The 17,986-nt window shown below is 61.2% G+C and carries 15 protein-coding genes; 7 read left to right on the forward strand and 8 right to left on the reverse strand.

Annotated elements, in window-relative coordinates; all coding sequences use genetic code 11:
* The first annotated feature begins 8 nt into the window (after positions 1-8).
* The 5 genes from PDR5_RS18805 (at position 9) to PDR5_RS18825 (ending at position 3,968) form a co-directional block, all read left to right on the forward strand.
* Complete coding sequence (locus PDR5_RS18805) at positions 9-1,622, forward strand: ABC transporter ATP-binding protein (protein WP_064597925.1); 1,614 nt, start codon at positions 9-11, stop codon at positions 1,620-1,622.
* A gap of 119 nt (positions 1,623-1,741) precedes the next feature.
* Positions 1,742-2,263 (forward strand): DUF3455 domain-containing protein, encoded by a 522-nt coding sequence (locus PDR5_RS18810; protein ID WP_064597927.1) that lies wholly within the window; start codon positions 1,742-1,744, stop codon positions 2,261-2,263.
* Positions 2,264-2,305: 42 nt separating this feature from the next.
* The gene (locus tag PDR5_RS18815; RefSeq protein WP_172829494.1) at positions 2,306-2,839 is read left to right on the forward strand and encodes a sigma-70 family RNA polymerase sigma factor; all 534 of its coding nucleotides are present in this window, start codon (positions 2,306-2,308) and stop codon (positions 2,837-2,839) included.
* Positions 2,836-3,531, forward strand: a complete 696-nt coding sequence (locus tag PDR5_RS18820; RefSeq protein WP_064597931.1) for an anti-sigma factor — start codon at positions 2,836-2,838, stop codon at positions 3,529-3,531. The genes PDR5_RS18815 and PDR5_RS18820 overlap by 4 nt, the downstream gene beginning before the upstream one ends.
* A 113-nt stretch (positions 3,532-3,644) precedes the next feature.
* Positions 3,645-3,968, forward strand: a complete 324-nt coding sequence (locus PDR5_RS18825) for a hypothetical protein (protein WP_064597933.1) — start codon at positions 3,645-3,647, stop codon at positions 3,966-3,968.
* A 78-nt stretch (positions 3,969-4,046) separates the two neighbouring features.
* On the opposite strand, the gene PDR5_RS18830 is transcribed toward PDR5_RS18825, so the two are convergent.
* Positions 4,047-5,135, reverse strand: coding sequence for a DUF1615 domain-containing protein (locus PDR5_RS18830; protein WP_064597935.1), 1,089 nt, complete (start codon positions 5,133-5,135; stop codon positions 4,047-4,049).
* A 188-nt stretch (positions 5,136-5,323) separates the two neighbouring features.
* Here PDR5_RS18830 and PDR5_RS18835 point away from each other — a divergent pair, with 188 nt between their 5' ends.
* A complete protein-coding gene (locus PDR5_RS18835) occupies positions 5,324-6,859 on the forward strand; it encodes an FAD-dependent oxidoreductase (protein ID WP_064597937.1) in 1,536 nt (511 codons plus the stop codon).
* A 4-nt stretch (positions 6,860-6,863) separates the two neighbouring features.
* Here the strand turns inward: PDR5_RS18835 and hemB are convergent, their stop codons facing one another.
* Entirely contained in the window at positions 6,864-7,838 is a 975-nt protein-coding gene (gene hemB, locus PDR5_RS18840) for a porphobilinogen synthase (RefSeq protein ID WP_064597939.1), read from the reverse strand.
* Between the two features lie 142 nt (positions 7,839-7,980).
* Positions 7,981-8,679 (reverse strand): glutathione S-transferase family protein, encoded by a 699-nt coding sequence (locus PDR5_RS18845; protein WP_064597941.1) that lies wholly within the window; start codon positions 8,677-8,679, stop codon positions 7,981-7,983.
* Positions 8,680-8,974: 295 nt separating this feature from the next.
* Here PDR5_RS18845 and PDR5_RS18850 point away from each other — a divergent pair, with 295 nt between their 5' ends.
* Positions 8,975-9,649: a hypothetical protein gene (locus PDR5_RS18850; RefSeq protein ID WP_039770232.1), complete on the forward strand. Its 675-nt coding sequence runs from the start codon at positions 8,975-8,977 to the stop codon at positions 9,647-9,649.
* A 27-nt stretch (positions 9,650-9,676) separates the two neighbouring features.
* On the opposite strand, the gene mnmH is transcribed toward PDR5_RS18850, so the two are convergent.
* The 5 genes from mnmH to PDR5_RS30300 form a co-directional block, all read right to left on the reverse strand.
* A complete protein-coding gene (gene mnmH / locus PDR5_RS18855; protein WP_064597943.1) occupies positions 9,677-10,780 on the reverse strand; it encodes a tRNA 2-selenouridine(34) synthase MnmH in 1,104 nt (367 codons plus the stop codon).
* Entirely contained in the window at positions 10,780-11,814 is a 1,035-nt protein-coding gene (selD, locus tag PDR5_RS18860; protein WP_039770236.1) for a selenide, water dikinase SelD, read from the reverse strand. Before selD ends, mnmH begins: the two co-directional genes overlap by 1 nt.
* A gap of 108 nt (positions 11,815-11,922) precedes the next feature.
* On the reverse strand, positions 11,923-12,642 hold the full coding sequence (locus PDR5_RS18865) for a hypothetical protein (protein WP_237233728.1): 720 nt from the start codon (positions 12,640-12,642) through the stop codon (positions 11,923-11,925).
* 615 nt (positions 12,643-13,257) lie between these two features.
* Entirely contained in the window at positions 13,258-14,388 is a 1,131-nt protein-coding gene (locus PDR5_RS18870; RefSeq protein WP_082934428.1) for a hypothetical protein, read from the reverse strand.
* Entirely contained in the window at positions 14,378-17,956 is a 3,579-nt protein-coding gene (locus PDR5_RS30300) for a toxin VasX (protein WP_257784418.1), read from the reverse strand. The genes PDR5_RS18870 and PDR5_RS30300 overlap by 11 nt, the downstream gene beginning before the upstream one ends.
* Positions 17,957-17,986: the final 30 nt, after the last annotated feature.

Genomic DNA, 17,986 nt, shown 5'->3' on the forward strand with positions numbered 1-17,986 from the left:
GAGCTGAAATGACCGACAACCTGATTGAAATCCGCGACCTGCGCGTCGCCTTCGCCGGGCACGAAGTGGTGCACGGCGTGAACCTCGACATCCGCCGTGGCGAGTGCCTGGCACTGGTCGGCGAATCCGGCTCGGGCAAGTCGGTGACGGCGCACTCGATCCTGCGTTTGCTGCCGGCCAAAACCGTCAGCAGCACAGGCAGCATCCGCTACAACGACGTGGACTTGCTGCACGCCAGCGAACAGCAAATGCGCAGCTTGCGCGGCAACCGCATCGCGATGATTTTCCAGGAGCCGATGACCTCGCTGAACCCGTTGCACACGGTGGAAAAACAGATCAGTGAAGTGCTGGAGATCCACAAGGGCCTCAAGGGCCGCGCCGCGCGCCAGCGCACGCTGGAACTGCTGGAACTGGTCGGCATTCGCCAGCCGTTGCAGCGTTTGAAGGCCTATCCGCACCAGCTCTCCGGCGGCCAGCGGCAACGGGTGATGATCGCCATGGCGCTGGCCAACGAGCCGCAATTGCTGATCGCTGACGAACCGACCACCGCGCTGGACGTGACCGTGCAGCAGAAGATTCTCGAGCTGCTGATCGAGTTGCAGCAACGCCTCGGCATGTCGCTGCTGCTGATCAGTCACGACCTCAATCTGGTGCGGCGCATCGCCCAACGGGTGTGCGTGATGCGCCACGGGGAAATCGTCGAACAGGCCGATTGCGAAACGCTTTTCCGCGCCCCGCAGCATCCTTACAGCCGCCTGCTGATCGAGGCAGAACCGTCGGGCGCGCCGGTGCCGAGCCGCTACGATCACAACTTGCTGGAAGTGGACGATCTGAAAGTCTGGTTCCCGCTGCCCAGGGCGCTGTTCAGTCGCACTCAGGAGTACATCAAGGCCGTGGACGGCGTGAGTTTCCGACTGCAACGGGGCAAGACCCTGGGGATTGTCGGCGAGTCCGGTTCGGGCAAGTCGACGCTGGGCCAGGCGATTCTGCGACTGGTGGAATCCGAGGGCGATATTCGCTTCGGCAACAAGCATTTGAGCCTGCTCAATCAGCGCTTGATGCGCCCGTTGCGCCGGCAGATTCAGGTGGTGTTCCAGGACCCGTTCGGCAGCCTCAGCCCGCGAATGTCGGTACAGCAGATCATTGCCGAAGGCCTGCTGACCCACGGCATCGGCACGCCCGAAGAACGTGAGGCAGCGGTGATCCGCGTGCTGGAGGAAGTAGGCCTCGATCCGCAGAGCCGGCATCGCTATCCCCACGAATTTTCCGGCGGCCAGCGCCAGCGCATTTCCATCGCCCGGGCGCTGGTGCTGGAACCGGCGCTGATTCTGCTCGACGAACCGACCTCGGCGCTGGATCGCACGGTGCAAAAACAGGTGGTGGAATTGTTGCGACAGTTGCAGATCCGCCATGGCTTGACGTACCTGTTCATCAGCCATGACCTGGCGGTGGTGCATGCACTGGCGCACGACTTGATGGTGATCAAGGACGGCAAGGTGGTTGAACAGGGATCGTCCCAGGAGATTTTTGCGGCGCCGCAGCATGCCTATACCCAGGAACTGCTGAAAGCCTCCGGCCTGGCCTTGGTAAAAACCGGGCGCGAGCGGGTTACAGCAATCTGACCTTCAGAGCTTTCAGATTTATTTTCCGGCCACTGCATCCAAACGCCTCCGTCACGGGTAGTCCCTGTAACAGCCCTCTTTCGGCTGTCAGCGGTTTACCCTTTTTCGGAGAAACACTGATGAACATCACCCAACTGATCGGCTTCACTGGTTTGCTCGCCGTCGCCTCGACAAGCTTCGCCCAAAGCAGTTATCCCGACGCGATCAAAGTGCCGGACGGCCACAAGATCGCGATGGAAACCACCGGGGTCGGCGAGATCACCTACGAATGCCGGGACAAGGCCAATGCCGCCGGCCAGACCGAGTGGGTGTTCGTCGGCCCGAAAGCGGTGCTCAACGATCGCAGCGGCAAACAGGTCGGCACCTACTTCGGCCCACCCGCCACCTGGCAGGCCAAGGACGGCTCGAAAGTCACCGGCACGCAACTGGCCGTAGCGCCGTCGAGCCCGGGCAACCTGCCCTATCAACTGGTCAAGGCCAACCCCGCCGAAGGCAAAGGCGCCATGAGCGGCGTGAGCTACATCCAGCGCGTGGCGCTCAAGGGCGGCGTGGCGCCGGGTAGCGAATGCACGGCGGCGAACAAGGGTAAACAGGAAGTGGTGAAGTACCAGGCCGACTACATTTTCTGGGCGGCGAACTGAGCCTGACTGGACGTTTGGCCGATGCTTGCTAGATTGCAGGACATGCCATTACCCGAAACCGCGTTCGATTACGAAGCCCGCCTCGCCGCCTGTGCTCGCGGCGAGCGCGGGGCCCTGCGCGAATTGTATGTGCAGGAAAGTCCGCGGCTGCTCGGTGTGGCCCGACGTCTGGTGCGCGACACGGCGCTGGCCGAAGACATCGTTCACGACGCTTTCATCAAGATCTGGGCCGGCGCGGCGGGTTTCGATCCGGCGCGCGGTTCGGCCCGGGGCTGGATGTTCAGCGTGACCCGTCATCTGGCGCTGAATGTGCTGCGCAATCACGACCGGGAAACCCCGCTCAATGACAGCAACGAATCTCTGGCGAGTGATGACGACTTCGATGCGCTGGCGCAATCGACCCGCATCCATCGCTGCCTGCATCAACTGGAACCGCAACGCCGCCGCTGCATCCTTCACGCCTACGTCGACGGTTACAGCCACGCGCAGATCGCCCACCGCCTCGACACGCCGCTGGGCACCGTCAAAGCCTGGATCAAACGCAGCCTCAATGCGTTGCGGGAGTGCATGGGATGACCACCGAATCGGCGCAGGAACGCGATGAACTGGCCAGCGAATACGTGCTCGGCACGCTCTCGGCCGAAGAACGCACCGAAGTACAACGACGATTGCCCAACGAGCCGGAACTGCGAGCGGCCGTGGATGCCTGGGAGCGACGTCTGCTGGAACTGACCGACCTTGCCCCGGCGCATCAACCTTCTTCGCAGCTGTGGCAACGCATCGAACGCAGTGTCGGGCAACTCACCCACAAGAGGGCGCCAGAGGTTTCCTGGTGGAACCGTCTGACGCTGTGGCGCGGCTTGAGCGCTGCCGGGCTGGCCGCGACCTTGTTGCTGGGCTCGATCCTCCTGACTCAAACAACACCGAAACCGAGCTTTCTGGTGGTGCTGGTCGCCCCGCAGGACAAGGCGCCGGGCTGGGTGATCCAGGCCAGCAGTCCACGGGAGATTCAATTGATTCCGCTGGGCGTGGTCGAGGTGCCGGCCGACAAGGCGCTGGAGTTCTGGACCAAGGCCGACGGCTGGCAAGGGCCGGTGTCGCTGGGGTTGGTCAAACCGGGGCAAGCGCTGTCGATCCCGCTGGATAAGCTGCCGCCGCTGCAACCGAATCAGTTGTTCGAGCTGACGCTGGAGGGCGCCAACGGTTCGCCGATCGGCAAACCCACCGGGCCGATCCAGGCAATTGGCCGCGCAGTGAAGGTGCTATGACAAACCATCATCGGCGTCGATGTTCACCATCACGTCAATGAAGTTCTCTTAAAAATTCCCGGGCGTAACATCCGCTCCATACCAAACAAACAACACCCCCGGAGCACACGACCATGAAACGCCAAGTCATCCTCAGCATTGCCCTTTCGGTTCTGGCCTTCAACGCATTTGCCGCCAAACCGGCTCACACCATGATCGCCGAAGGCGGCTCGGATCGTCTGATCGAACGCCGCGTTGCCGAAGGTGGCTCGGATCGTCTGATTGAACGTCGCGTTGCCGAAGGTGGCTCGGATCGTCTGATTGAACGTCGCGTTGCTGAAGGTGGTTCGGATCGTCTGATTGAACGCCGCGTTGCCGAAGGTGGCTCGGATCGTCTGATTGAACGCCGCGTTGCTGAAGGTGGCTCTGATCGTCTGATTGAACGTCGCGTTGCCTGAATGAATGGCTTGACCGCAACAACCCAGAAAAAACCCGGCTCCCGTCAGCCGGGTTTTTTTATTCCCTTTTGATCGTCCTCAGCCCTTGGCCATGCAGCGCCGATAGCGCTCGTCGACCCGTTTGGCAAACCACGCCGTGGTCAGTTTGCGGGTGATCTTCGGGCTCTGCAGCACGATGCCCGGCAACACCGCACGGGGCAATGTCTTGCCTTCCGCACGCTCCGCCAGCTCAAAGACCCGTTGATACAGTTTGGTCTCCTCGAAGGCCAGGCTATCGCCCTTCTCCAGTTGATCGCGGATCACCGGATTGCGCATGCCCAGTGATTTGCCGAGGGCGCGCACCGCCAGTTCAGTGCTGCCCGGCATGATCGCGCCCGGGCGGATCAGGTCGCCATCCAGCGCCAGCGGAATCCCCGACGCCCGGCTGACCGCGTTCTGAAACGCCGCGTTGCGACTGGCGTACCAGCCGGCGTTGAAGTCGGCGAAGCGGTACAGCGGTTCGCGATAACTCACCGGATAACCGAGCAAATGGGCGATGCCGAAGTACATGCCGCCCCGACGGCTGAACACCTCGCGACGAATGGTCCCGTCCACCGGGTACGGATAGTCCTTGGCATGCTGCTCGGCGAATTCGATGCTGACCTGCATCGGCCCGCCGGTGTGCACCGGGTTGAAACCGCTGAACAGCGTACGACCCATCGGCACCGAGCCGATGAAGTCATCGAAGATCGCGCTCAATTCCTTTTCGCTGCGGGCGGCGCTCAGGCGTTCGCTGTAGGTCTTGCCGTTCGGCGAGCGCACCTGCAAGGCACCGCTGACCAACAGGCTCGGGATGTGCACCTTGGCGGCGCGGCGGTCGATTTCGTCACGGGCGATCTTGCCCAGGCCGGGCACAGGCGGATCGACCTGGAAAGTGGATTCCTGCTCGGTGACGGCCAGCACCGAACACAGATTCTGCGTGGTCGGGCTGATACCCTGGGCGGCGAACGCGGCGTAGATATCGGTGGCCCAGCCCTGACGGTCGACGGTTTTGGCCGGCAGCAGGCGCACGATCTGCGCCTTGACCTCGGCGGGCGGGCGCGGCGCCGCTTCTTCGCTGCGTTGACCGGCGCAACCGGCCAGTACCAGCAGCGCGGCGAGGCTGACGAATAATCGAGGGGGGTGCATAACGCTTCATCCAGTCCGTTGAGCCGGGTTAACCCTACGCTCAATCGCAGGGTGCAGGATAGGACTGCGGGCCGGCGGCGCTGTTCCATCGTTCCGTTTGGCAGGCCGACTGGCCGCCCTCGCCGTCTGATCCATACTTGCTGCTGCAGTGGCAAGTCTCGGATCAGGACACGCGAGGAGCACAGACCATGAACCGCAGTGATGTTCTGATCATCGGCGCGGGCCCCACCGGGCTGGTGCTGGCCCTGTGGCTGAGCAAACTGGGCGTGCGCGTACGCATCATCGACAAGACCTCCGCCCCCGGCACCACCTCGCGGGCGCTGGCGGTGCAGGCGCGCACCCTTGAGCTGTACCGGCAACTGGATCTGGCCGATACGGTGGTGCGCAACGGTCATCGGGTGGCCGCGGCGAATTTCTGGGTCAAGGGCAAACCGGTGGCGCAGCTGCCGCTGAACCGGATCGGCGAAGGCCTGACGCCCTATGCCTTTCTGGAAATGTACCCGCAGGACGAACACGAGCGGCTGTTGATCGACCGACTCGAAGACTACGACGTGACCGTCGAGCGCAACACGACGCTGGAGAGCTTCACGGAAAACGATGACGGCCTCACCGCGCACTTGCGCCTGCCGGATGGCGAGCAGGAAATCTGCCAGGCCTGCTATCTGGCCGGGTGCGACGGCGCTCGTTCAATCGTGCGCAAGACCCTCGACACCGGTTTTCCCGGCGGCACCTATCAGCAGATTTTCTATGTCGCCGATGTGCGGGCCAGCGGTCCGGCGCTCAATGGCGAGTTGCATCTGGACCTGGATGAAGCGGATTTTCTGGCGGTGTTCCCGCTGGCCGGCGAAGGCCGCGCGCGGCTGATCGGCACCGTGCGCGACGAGCGTGCGGATCGCGCCGAAACCCTCGAGTTTTCCGATGTCAGCAACCGCGCCATCGAACACCTGAACGTGCACATCGAGGACGTCAACTGGTTCTCCACCTACCGCGTGCATCACCGGGTGGCGGATCACTTTCGCAAGGGCCGAGCGTTTCTGCTCGGCGATGCGGCGCACGTGCACAGCCCGGCCGGCGGTCAGGGCATGAACACCGGCATCGGCGATGCGATCAACCTGGCGTGGAAACTCGCGGCAGTGCTCGGCGGCGCGGCCACGCCCGGGCTGCTCGACAGCTACGAAACCGAACGCATCGCCTTCGCCCGGCGACTGGTGTCGACCACCGACAAGGTCTTCAGCTTCGTCACCGCCGAAGGCCGCATGGCCGACCTGTTGCGCACACGGCTGGCGCCGTTCCTGATTCCGAAAATGGCCTCATTCGAGAGCAGCCGCGAATTCCTGTTTCGCACGGTGTCGCAGATCACCCTCAACTATCGGGGCATGGCGTTGAGCGAAGGCGTGGCCGGGCACGTCCACGGCGGCGACCGCTTGCCGTGGGCCCATGATGGCGAGGGGGACAATTACGAGCCGTTGCGCCAGCCGTGCTGGCAGGTGCATGTGTACGGCGACACCAGCGACGAGATGATCGCCTGGTGCAATGAACATCACTTGCCGCTGCACGTGTTCGACTGGCGTCCGGCGTTTGAAACGGCGGGCCTGGGGCGCAACGGCTTTTATCTGCTGCGCCCCGATACCTACGTGGCGATTGCCGACAACAGCGCGGATCCGAAGGTGATCGAGCGGTACTTTCGTGATCACGGGATCCGGCCGTTTTTCAATTGCCCCTGAAGGATCAGATCCCGGCCAGGGCCAGATCCATCGCAAAGTAGGTGAAGATCAGATCCGCACCCGCGCGCTTGATCGCGCCGAGGCTTTCGCGCACCACGCGATCTTCGTCGATGGCCCCGGCCTGGGCGCCGAACTTGATCATCGCGTACTCGCCGCTGACCTGATACGCCGCCAGCGGCAGGTTCGAGGCTTCGCGGATGTCGCGGATGATGTCCAGGTACGCGCCGGCCGGTTTGACCATCAGCGCGTCGGCGCCTTCCTGTTCGTCGAGCAACGATTCGCGCAGGGCTTCGCGGCGGTTCATCGGGTTCATCTGATAGCTTTTGCGATCGCCCTTCAGCGCGCTGCCGCCGGCCTCGCGGAACGGGCCGTAGAGCGCCGAGGCGAATTTGGTCGAGTAGGCCATGATCGGAATCTGCGTGAAGCCGGCATCGTCCAGCGCACGGCGAATCGCCCGTACCTGGCCGTCCATCGCTGCCGATGGCGCGATCACATCGGCGCCGGCACGGGCTGCTGCAACTGCCTGTTTGCCGAGGTTGATCAGGGTCTGGTCGTTGTCGACTTCATGGTTGTGCATCACGCCGCAGTGGCCGTGGTCGGTGTACTCGCAGAAGCAGGTGTCGGACATCACGATCATTTCCGGCACGGCGTCCTTGGCGATCCGCGACATGCGCGACACCAGGCCGTTTTCGCGCCAGGTGTCGCTGCCGTTGGCGTCCAGATGATGGGACACGCCGAAGGTCATCACCGACTTGATCCCGGCCCGAGCGTAACGCTCGATTTCGCCGGCCAGTTTGCGCTCGGGAATGCGCATCACGCCGGGCATGCTCTTGATCGGCACAAAATCGTCGATCTCTTCTTCGACGAAGATCGGCAGCACCAGATCGCTGAGGGAAAACTCGGTTTCCTGGAACAGGCTGCGCAGGCTCGCATTGCGGCGCAGACGGCGTGGACGTGCTTCGGGGAACTGACTGGACATGGGGCCTTTCCTGAAAACAGCGGATGAGACGAAAGTCGTAGGGGGCGAAGCTTATGCCTTGCGGGGATCGGGGTACAAACCTGGATCAATCAACAGTGCGTTACCGGGCACGCAACAATCTGCGCCCCCGGTTCCCGCAGAATCAGGAAGGAATGGTCAGGCCGCGCACAACCGCCGGCCGCGCGAGGAAGCGCTCCAGCACCCGGGTGACGTTCGGGAAGTTGTCGATGCCGACCAGATCGCCCGCCTCGTAGAAGCCGATCAGGTTGCGCACCCACGGGAACGTGGCGATGTCGGCGATGGTGTAGCGCTCGCCCATGATCCAGTCGCGCCCTTCCAGGCGGGTGTTCAGGACGCTTAGCAGGCGACGGCTTTCTTCGACGTAGCGGTCACGGGGACGCTTGTCTTCGTAGTCCTTGCCGGCGAATTTGTTGAAGAAACCGAGCTGGCCGAACATCGGGCCGATACCGCCCATCTGGAACATCAGCCACTGGAGGGTTTCGTAGCGCAGCGCGCCTTCCTGGGCCAGCAACTGACCGCTTTTGTCGGCGAGGTAGATCAGGATCGCGCCGGACTCGAACAACGGCAGCGGTTTATCCTCTGGACCGTGGGGGTCGATGATCGCCGGAATCTTGTTGTTCGGGTTCAGCGACAGGAACTCCGCAGACATCTGGTCATTGGTGTCGAAGCCCACGCGATGCGGCTCGTAGGGCAGGCCGATCTCTTCAAGCATGATCGAGACCTTGACGCCGTTGGGGGTCGGCAGGGAATAGAGCTGAATCCAGTCAGGGTACTGCGCCGGCCATTTCTGGGTGATCGGGAACGCGGACAGATCAGTCATGTGTAGCATCCAGTCACAAAATGAAAGGCCTGAGCATAATCCACGATCAGCGCTCTGGCTCGGGTTCTTTACACCCTCGCCCGCCGGCTTACTTAAATCCGCAACATCCTGTGGTTAACCTTCCCTCCAACCGCACAGCCTCAACGGTAAAGTGCGGCGCACTCAAGCGGATCGAACCAAACGGGCCTCAGGGGGCTCCAAGCAAGCCAGTGATGACAGGGAAAACAGCCGGCGCGCATGCACCGGTGCAGAGGTTTGTCAGCCTTAACCGAACAGACTGAAGACTCCTTATCCCATGACGAACTTGATGAAAGTCGCCAACCGCTTCAAGCATCGCGCGTATGTGGCCCTGCCCACCCTGCTGGCAGTCAGCGCGCTGTTCCTGTCGCTGGAATCCAGCGAAAGCCGTGCGCAACCGGTGGACGGCACCCAGACCCTGGTGTTCCTGCGCCATGCGGAGAAACCGGCCGGTGGTCTCGGCCAGCTCAACTGCCAGGGCCTGAACCGGGCCATCGACCTGTCGACCCTGCTGCCGGAAAAATTCGGCAAGGCCGACTACGTGTTCGCCGCCAATCCGACGCGCAACGTCGAAGAAGGCGAACTGGACAACTCCTACAGCTACATCCGCCCGCTGATGACCATCAGCCCCGCCGCGATCAAACTCGGCCTGCCGGTGAACATCGAGTTCTCGGCCAACGACACCAGTGACCTGGCCCGGGAGCTGATCGACGACAAGTACCACAACTCGACCATCTACACCGCGTGGTCCCATGGCTACCTGCCGGAGCTGATCAACAAGGTGGCGGACAAGGCGGTCGGCGGGAAGCAGAAGATCACAGAGGATTGGGAATCCAGCGATTACGACTCGCTGTATGTGCTGACCCTGACCTGGCACAACGGCAAGGCCAGCCTGCAGAGCCACAGCTACAAACAGGGACTGGATAACGGCCAGGAAAGCTGTCCGACCTGAGTTTGTCCGGGGCCCGATGGGGTCCCGTCAGGCCTTGGGTTTGACCCGCTCACGCAGGTACTCGATAACGGCCTGCCGCTCCCCCGCAAACTCGATCCGCCCGCCCTTCTTCTCGCGCTGAAACACATACATCGGGTCGTAATACTCGCGCAGCAAACCTTCGATCCACGCGCGATGCAACTCCACCGTCCCGCTGCGGCCCTGCTCCGCCAGCGCCTCTTCCATCAACACCCGCATCCGTCGATGCCGCTCGCCGCCCAAGCGCTTGTGCACGTTGTCGAGGCTTTCCAGCAAGCGCTCGCAAAACCGCGCGAAACCCTCGTCGCCATGCACAGCCTGAAACTCGGCAGACAAATCCACCACGTAATCGCGCAGGATTCGCTCGACGCGCTGCTCGAAACGATCTTCGAGCCAGACCATCGGGTATTGCTGCATGCCCTGATACAGCGGCAAGGGCAGCGCGCAGCTCCCCACAACCCGGCTCTCATCCTCCAGCACAAACTGATCGATGCCGGCCGCACGCTTTTTCAGGAAGTCGATGGCCAGCCGGTTCTCGAAATCGATGTTCGACGGCTGACCGGTGGCGCGCTTGCCGAAACTCGAGCCCCGGTGATTGGCATGGCCTTCCAGATCCACACTGTTGCGCAGTTGCACCAGCACTTCGGTCTTGCCGGTGCCGGTCATGCCGCCCAGCAGCACGAAATCACACTCGTCCATAGCCGATTCGAGGGTGTCGATCAGAAAACCTCGCAGCGCCTTGTAGCCACCGCCGATACGCGGGTAGTCGATGCCGGCTTCCGACTTTAGCCACTGCTGGACGATTTGCGAACGCAGGCCGCCACGAAAGCAATACAGATAACCCTCGGGATGCGTCCGGGCAAACTCCGCCCAGGCCTGGAGACGCTCGGCCTTCACCGCGCCGGAGACCAGTTGATGGCCCAGTTCGATGGCGGCCTGCTGACCGTGATGTTTGTAGCAAGTGCCGACCCGCTGCCGCTCGATGTCGTTCATCAGTGGCAGATTGACCGCCCCGGGAAACGCGCCCTTGTGGAACTCGACCGGCGCACGGGCGTCCATCAGCGGCCGATCGTTGAGGAAGATGTCGCGGTAGTCGGTGAAGTCGGCGGTCATCAATTCACCTCGACCGCGTGGCTCTGTCGCGCGATCAATTCACCGACCGGCTCAAGCGCGAGGCCGAGTTCGGCAGCGACGGCGAGAAACTCGGCATTGCCCTCGGGAGTCACGGCCACCAGCAACCCGCCGCTGGTCTGCGGGTCGCACAGCACGCGCTTGTGCAATTCCTGCACTCGCCCGACGCGGCTCGAATAACTGTCGAAATTACGTAGAGTGCCGCCGGGCACGCAGCCCTGTTCGAGGTAGTACTCAATGCTCGAAAGCCGCGGCACCCGGTCATAAAAAACCCGCGCCGTCAGGTGACTGCCGTCGGCCATTTCCACTAGATGCCCGAGCAGGCCAAACCCGGTGACGTCGGTCATGGCGGTGACCCCGGCCAGTTTGCCGAAACGGCTGCCGGGCTTGTTCAGCGTACACATCCAGTCCCGGGCCACGCCGATGTCGTCGGGGCGCAGCTTGCCCTTCTTCTCGGCGGTGGTGAGGATGCCGATGCCCAACGGTTTGGTCAGGTACAGCAGGCAACCGGCGGTAGCGGTGTCGTTGCGTTTCATGAAGCGCTTTTCCACCAGCCCGGTGACAGCCAGACCGAAGATCGGCTCCGGCGCATCGATCGAATGCCCGCCGGCCAGCGGAATCCCCGCCGCATCGCACACCGCGCGCCCGCCGCGAATCACGTCTCGCGCCACTTCCGGCGCCAGCACATTGACCGGCCAGCCGAGGATCGCAATCGCCATCAACGGATCGCCGCCCATGGCGTAGATGTCGCTGATGGCATTGGTGGCGGCGATGCGGCCGAAGTCGAACGGATCGTCGACGATCGGCATGAAGAAATCCGTGGTCGACACCACCCCGCGCTCGGCATCGATTTCATACACCGCCGCATCATCGCGCGACGCGTTGCCGACCCACAGTTTCGGATCAAGGTTCTGCGCCCCGCTGCCGGCCAGAATCACCTCCAGCACCTTGGGCGAAATCTTGCAGCCACAACCGGCGCCGTGGCTGTATTGGGTCAGACGGATGGGCTCGGTCATGGGGGCAATCTCCGGGAGGCAGTGGGGCAAATACTAGCAGAGGGGATGGGAAGCACGTTTCTGCCGCTCAATGCAATCGACCACCCTGCGTCCCTACTGCCCCTGGGACTAGCGTTGCACCGCGGCAAAGATCTCGGTGATCGGTCGATGCGGTTGACGCTTTTGCAGTTGGCGTACTTGCTCACTGAGTCGCAGCAACTCTTCACTCGGCTTGGCCCACTGCTCTTTCGGCAGCGGTTCCGACCATTGGCGCATGGCTTCGGGCAACGCCTGTTTGCCGATCCGTTCGAGACGGCGCACTTCCCATTCGACGAGGTGGTTGGGAATCGTCCACAAGGTCATGACGTGATAGAGGTACCAGAAGAAACCCGACAGCCGAGTACGTGAACCGTCGCGGATCTGCTGGTGCATGCGTGCGCGGGCGTTGCGGAAGGTGTGCAGGCCTTCGTGGGGCGGGTCATCGGGGCCTTGCAGGTCTTGAAGGTCTTGAATCGATTTGAGGTCGTGGATTTCGTATTCCATGTAGCCGCGAATGGCCTCCCAATGGCTGATCGCGAGGGGCAGGCCGGCGCATTGGAATTCGAGGCTGGTGAGGGTTTCGCCCTGGTAGAAGCCGATGCCCATGCCGTATTGGCGGTGGATGCCGTATTGGGTTGCGCCCTGGGCTTCGATGATCCATGCGGAGAGGGATTCCCAGGGGACGAACACCGGTTCGGTGGCGCCTTCGGGCATGAAGCAGACTTCGCGGCGTTGGCGGTTGAAGCGGGTTGGGATGATTGAGGCGCGTTTTTTGTGGTTGTGGTGCCAGACCGCGAGACCAATGAGCAAAATAAGGGGGTCTACCATTAGCGAGTTTTCATAGCCTGTTTCGAACATGCCCACCATTGACTCCCATATAGCCTCCTGTCCATACCCAAAACTAATCCCCATCAGTCCGGTAATTAGCGGGAATAAAAATATAACCAAGACAGACAAGCTCAATGGCCCGCCCAAAGTCATCTGCCACATAAATACTTGTGGTGACCCCAGCCCAAAGTCCATATGAACATCATTCAACTCACCAATATGTGGGCCGTAGGGTGGAATCGGTGCAGGCAAGGGTAATGGGGCTAGATAGGTGACCTTACCGCCCGGAAACGGCTCGACATCCCCTGCTTTTCGAGGTGTCTCGACTTGCGGAATAACTCCCGGCTCGACGTGATTATTCAGCATGAGCGGCCTGCTCCAGTAATTGCGTTTCAACTAGCAAAATCGATGGTTTCTCTTTCACCAGTTACGGAGCAACCACCGCAAAATGTCCCTCCCCCCGTGGATCGATATGAATGACACGAGTGCGCGATGTCCATTCATCTTTGTCGTTCAAGTTCTGAACACAAACGGCCAACTCCAGAGTTTCCTTCGCTGGCGTGAATTCGGCCCCCGTGCGCTGTTTGGGAAAACAATTCATGCACGGCGCTTACCCGTAGATGCCGTGCGCTGCACCTCGGCAAAAATCTCGGTGATCGGCCGATGCGGTTGGCGTTTTTGCAGTTGGCGTACTTGCTCACTGAGTCGCAGCAACTCTTCACTCGGTTTGGCCCATTGATCTTCCGGCAGTGGCTCTGACCATTGGCGCATGGCTTCGGGCAGTGCCTGTTTGCCGATTCTTTCGAGACGGCGCACTTCCCATTCGACGAGGTGGTTGGGAATCGTCCACAAGGTCATGACGTGGTACAGGTACCAGAAAAACCCGGATAACCGAGTGCGCGAACCTTCACGGATCTGCTGATGCATGCGTGCGCGGGCATTGCGGAAGGTGTGCAGTCCTTCGTGGGGTGGGTCGTCGGGGCCTTGCAGGTCTTGAAGGTCTTGAATCGATTTGAGGTCGTGGATTTCGTATTCCATGTAGCCGCGAATGGCCTCCCAGTGGCTGATGGCAAGCGGCAGGCCGGCGCATTGGAATTCGAGGCTGGTGAGGGTTTCGCCTTGGTAGAAGCCGATGCCCATGCCGTATTGCCGGTGGATGCCGTATTGGGTGGCGCCCTGGGCTTCGATGATCCACGCGGAAAGAGATTCCCAGGGGACGAAGACCGGTTCGGTGGCGCCTTCGGGCATGAAGCAGACTTCGCGGCGTTGGCGGTTGAAGCGGGTCGGGATGATTGAGGCGCGTTTTTTGTGGTTGTGGTGCCAGACGCCGAGGCCGATAAGTAGTCCCCAGAAAAGGGCAAGAAATGCTTTTCCATAGGCCTCGTGAAAAATCCCGTTTATGGCATGAGTTATGTCCTCCCATCCCATGCCGAATAAGAAAAACAGGAAGCCACCAATTAAGGGAAACAGAAAGGCAATCATGCATGCAACGCTGAAGGGGCCTCCAAGAGTCATTTGCCACATAAATACTTGAGGTGATCCCAAACCGAAGTCCATATAGCCATCATTCAACTCTCCAATGTGTGGGCCGAAAGGTGGAAGCGGTGTAGGCAATGGCAACGGAGCCAGATAGGTAACTCTGCCACCCGGAAACGGCTCGATATATCCTGCCGTTCGAGGTGTCTCAACTTGCGTAATAAGTAGCGGCTCGACGTGATTATTCGGCATGGTCGGCATGCTCCAGAAACTGCGTTTCAACTAGTAGAACCGGCGGCTTGTCTTTTACCAGTTGTGGAGTAAGCACTGCAAAGTGCCCCTCTCCCCTTGGGTCGATATGAATGACACGGGTGCGGGATGTCCATTCACCTTTGTCGTTCAGGTTCTGAACACAAACCGCCAACTCCAGTGTTTCTTTCGTCGGGGTGTACTCGGAATCCGGGTCTATCGGGTACTGGAGGCAAAGCACCAAGCCTTCCGATGACGACTTGACGATGCGCAGGCTGCGGAGGACCTCTTCGCTGACCACATCCTTGCGCTCTCGTGGGGTTCCGCGACTGTGAAGCGGCATTGAAATACGGTGAGCGCCGATGCCCAATAAATGAGTAGCTTTCCCACCCAGAGGCGGCAGTAAATCACCTAGTGTCAGCCTGGGTAACACGAGGTGGATATCGCTGGGTCTGGCTTTGAATAGCAGGGTCTTCAGCCAGGAGTCATACGGATTGAGGCCCAGTTGTGCGTAAGGCGCGTGGATCAGAAAGGCCAGATAACTCTGATAGTCTTCCAGCGAGTGGTCCCCGCGCATTTCGGCATTTCGGCTCCAAGGGGTGATTTTCAGCCACTTGTCGTGAGCGCTAAGGTTGTAGCGATTGAACAGCCAAGTGCCGCTCAACTCCAATACAGTGAACAAAGCCCCCGCTAGATTGAAGCGGAAAAACACAGTAGAGAGACGCGTGCCCGCAGCAGCCCAAGCGGCTGTTCGTGCGGCCTGATTTGGTGACGAGAATACGGTGTAACCCGCATGCAAGGTGTTGCCTAAACCGTAAGCATTAATGGCGGTCATTCCTCCGGCACCTAGTGTGGCCAATTCGGCTGCAGTTTGCGCAGAATGATTGCCGCCGCGAATTGATTGCTGCCACTTCTCTCGATGAGCGCTCGTACTTGCAAGCGAAGAAATAAATCCAAAAAGATAGGTGGGTATTCCTAACCCTACGTGTAACTTCCCCATCTGCACATACACATTCTGCAGTGCATGGCGCTGGAGATTTGCGACTAGCTCTGTACTTCGAGCCTTCAACGCCGTATCACCCAGACTTTGTGCCGCCGTGAACCCAGCAGCACCGGTGGCCATCAAGGCATTCAAAACCGGCCCCCAGCTCCGTTCGTTTCTGGACTGTTTTTTCAGCTCCTTTGCTGCCCCCACCAAATTCACCACCTGCACCAAAACCACCACCAACCCCATCCCTTCCGTCTTCACCAGACTCCCCGCCGATACCCCGCCCAACCCCATCCGGATATTCCCCAACAACCCGCGCAGTTCCTGCTGCTGCGCCGGCGGAAATACCACCGTCACCCCTGCCCTCGCAGGCGTCGCGCCGTACAACCGGGCCGAGCGGTCCGGCAGTTCTTCAATCGGGCTTAACGCTGCCGCCAATCGCCCTTCGATCTGCGTCAATTGCGCCCGCACCCGCACGATCTCTTCCTGCAGCTCCACCGCTCTCGCCGTCTTGTGCCCCTGACGATTCTTGTTGTGGGTGATCTGGTTGCGCTCACGGTTGAGGGTCTTGAGATATTCGCGTTCGCGCAGAACTTCCTTGATCACCGTTTGCAGCGCGGACTGCTCAGCCGGGCTGGCGACAGTGAAGGTCACGCCGCTGGTTTTTGCCGCGTCGAACAGGCGCAGGCGCAGTGCTTTGGGCAGGCGCTGGAACAGTTCATCGAGGTCGGGGATTTTCTCGGCCGAGAGGTCGAAGCCTTCCAGCACGCGGTTCAGGCCCAGGTTCAGTGCCGGGCTGTAGGTGTCCTGCACCGCCGCCGCGACGACGCGGGTGTGTTCGGGCATTTCATCGAGGGCCGGCAGTTGCGGTTGTTCGATCCTTTTCAGCTTGGCCAGCCAGTCCGGCAGGTTGTTGAACGTGGCCATGAGGGCGTTGAACAACGTTGAGTATTGCCCGCTCTGCTCCGATTGCAGGCGCAGCGGCAAGGTGTAGAAGACCGTTCGGGTCAGTTCCGGGTGTTCCTCCAGATAACCGAGCATTTTTTCGCTGGCTTCGTCGCTGCGGCACAGGTCCTTGAGGCAGGCGTATTCGGCGCTGAGGGCCTGATGGAGTTGCGCCGCCACTTGCGCGTCGTAGTACCAGGCTGAACGATGGAAGCGTCCGCCGACCAGCAGTTGCGTGCGGTCGGCGGTGATGCGTTCGAGCATGCGGTTCCAGCGACCGAGGTCGTCACGCAGGAGGTTCAGTCGCTCGTCCATCGCCGGGCGGTCGATCAGATCGTTGATACCGCGTTTACCGCTGAGTAGCGGGCCATCGAGCACGTCTTTGATGCGCCGATCCTGATCCTTGCCGAGGCGGATCAGCGTCTCCAGATGCAGTTCGACAAAGTCCTGGGGAGCGACGGCTTCGAAGTACTGGCGCGTATAAAAACGCCGATCCACCTCAGCCGTAGGGGCCAGACGATTCTGTCCCATGCCGTCATCAAAACCCTGAGCGCGCAGTTTTTGCAGTTCGGGCGGCGCCGGCGCATCGGCTTGGACATCCCCGCCCTTGTTCAAATAATCGAGCAACGCCTTGCGCGTATTCTCGCGATCCGGCTCGGGCAACTGTTCCAGATCGGCAAACAGGGCTTTGGCATGCGGCTGTTCGCTGGTCTTGGCCAATCCGTCGACATCGGTCTCGCTCAGTTGGCTCAGCGACTCGATATAGCTGGCGAGCAGATAATCGCGCGCGTTGTTGCCGGTGTTGCTCCACTCATCGACCCAGCCGACCACGGTGTCCTGATACTCGGCCAGATCGCGCATCACACCCAGATCGTCGTTGACCAGCAGAAACAGCGTGTCGTCCTGATAGGGCCCGCGCACCCGGCCGAGGAATTCGCCGATGTGCGCTGGGCGAAAACGCCGCGGTTGCTCCCACAGATAAGGTTCGCGTTCGTGCTCGGGAGCGTCGCTGACCTGCACGGTTGGCATCCGCGTTGCGTCAACCTCCGCGACAGGTTCCGCGCCGGCGGCCACCTCCGCCAACCACTGTCTGGTCTGCTCCACGGTGAGTAAATGCTCGCCACCGGTCAGACAGTTCACCGCTGCAAGATCGACCGCCTGCATGAAGTGCTCGCGCTCTTCGCGGCTGTCCAGCACCTGATGGCACTTGCCCGCCGTCCACTGCACCTCGGCAAAGGTCACGTACAACGTACTTTGCCGGGGAAAGATCAGCGCCGGATGCGCTTCAATCGCTGCGCGCTGATCCTCGCTGACCTGTTTGCCCTGGTGCAGCAGGGCCGTGACGATACCGTCGAGCATTCGGTATTCGTACAACTGGCCGCTGAGGCTGTCGATGATGTACAGCCAGCCATCGCGCAGCCGGCGAATGCCCAGCGGGCGGGCGGTCAAGGTGTACGGCAATTTCAATTCGGTGCCCGGATCGAACGCTCTTTCCACCAGGCCGTAGCTCAACGGCAGCAGTTGCACATGGGTTTGTTGCAGCGGGCAAGCCGCGGGCGCAACGATGGGGGCTTTCGAGGCGGCGGCAGCGTCGAGGATGGCGGGATGGGTCATGGGCGTTCCCTTTGACTGGCCCAACGCTGCGCCACATCAACGGCCAGCGTGAGG

Source organism: Pseudomonas sp. DR 5-09, assembly GCF_001655595.1.
GTDB classification, from domain to species: domain Bacteria; phylum Pseudomonadota; class Gammaproteobacteria; order Pseudomonadales; family Pseudomonadaceae; genus Aquipseudomonas; species Aquipseudomonas pharyngis.

Coding starts and splice junctions, on each gene's coding strand:
- PDR5_RS18835 (WP_064597937.1), top strand. CDS start 5,324: ATGAACCGCAGTGATGTTCTGATCATCGGCGCGGGCCCCACCGGGCTG.
- PDR5_RS18815 (WP_172829494.1), top strand. CDS start 2,306: ATGCCATTACCCGAAACCGCGTTCGATTACGAAGCCCGCCTCGCCGCC.
- selD (WP_039770236.1), bottom strand. CDS start 11,814: ATGACCGAGCCCATCCGTCTGACCCAATACAGCCACGGCGCCGGTTGT.
- hemB (WP_064597939.1), bottom strand. CDS start 7,838: ATGTCCAGTCAGTTCCCCGAAGCACGTCCACGCCGTCTGCGCCGCAAT.
- PDR5_RS18820 (WP_064597931.1), top strand. CDS start 2,836: ATGACCACCGAATCGGCGCAGGAACGCGATGAACTGGCCAGCGAATAC.
- PDR5_RS18810 (WP_064597927.1), top strand. CDS start 1,742: ATGAACATCACCCAACTGATCGGCTTCACTGGTTTGCTCGCCGTCGCC.
- PDR5_RS18825 (WP_064597933.1), top strand. CDS start 3,645: ATGAAACGCCAAGTCATCCTCAGCATTGCCCTTTCGGTTCTGGCCTTC.
- PDR5_RS18805 (WP_064597925.1), top strand. CDS start 9: ATGACCGACAACCTGATTGAAATCCGCGACCTGCGCGTCGCCTTCGCC.
- mnmH (WP_064597943.1), bottom strand. CDS start 10,780: ATGACCGCCGACTTCACCGACTACCGCGACATCTTCCTCAACGATCGG.
- PDR5_RS18850 (WP_039770232.1), top strand. CDS start 8,975: ATGACGAACTTGATGAAAGTCGCCAACCGCTTCAAGCATCGCGCGTAT.
- PDR5_RS18870 (WP_082934428.1), bottom strand. CDS start 14,388: ATGCCGAATAATCACGTCGAGCCGCTACTTATTACGCAAGTTGAGACA.
- PDR5_RS18830 (WP_064597935.1), bottom strand. CDS start 5,135: ATGCACCCCCCTCGATTATTCGTCAGCCTCGCCGCGCTGCTGGTACTG.
- PDR5_RS18845 (WP_064597941.1), bottom strand. CDS start 8,679: ATGACTGATCTGTCCGCGTTCCCGATCACCCAGAAATGGCCGGCGCAG.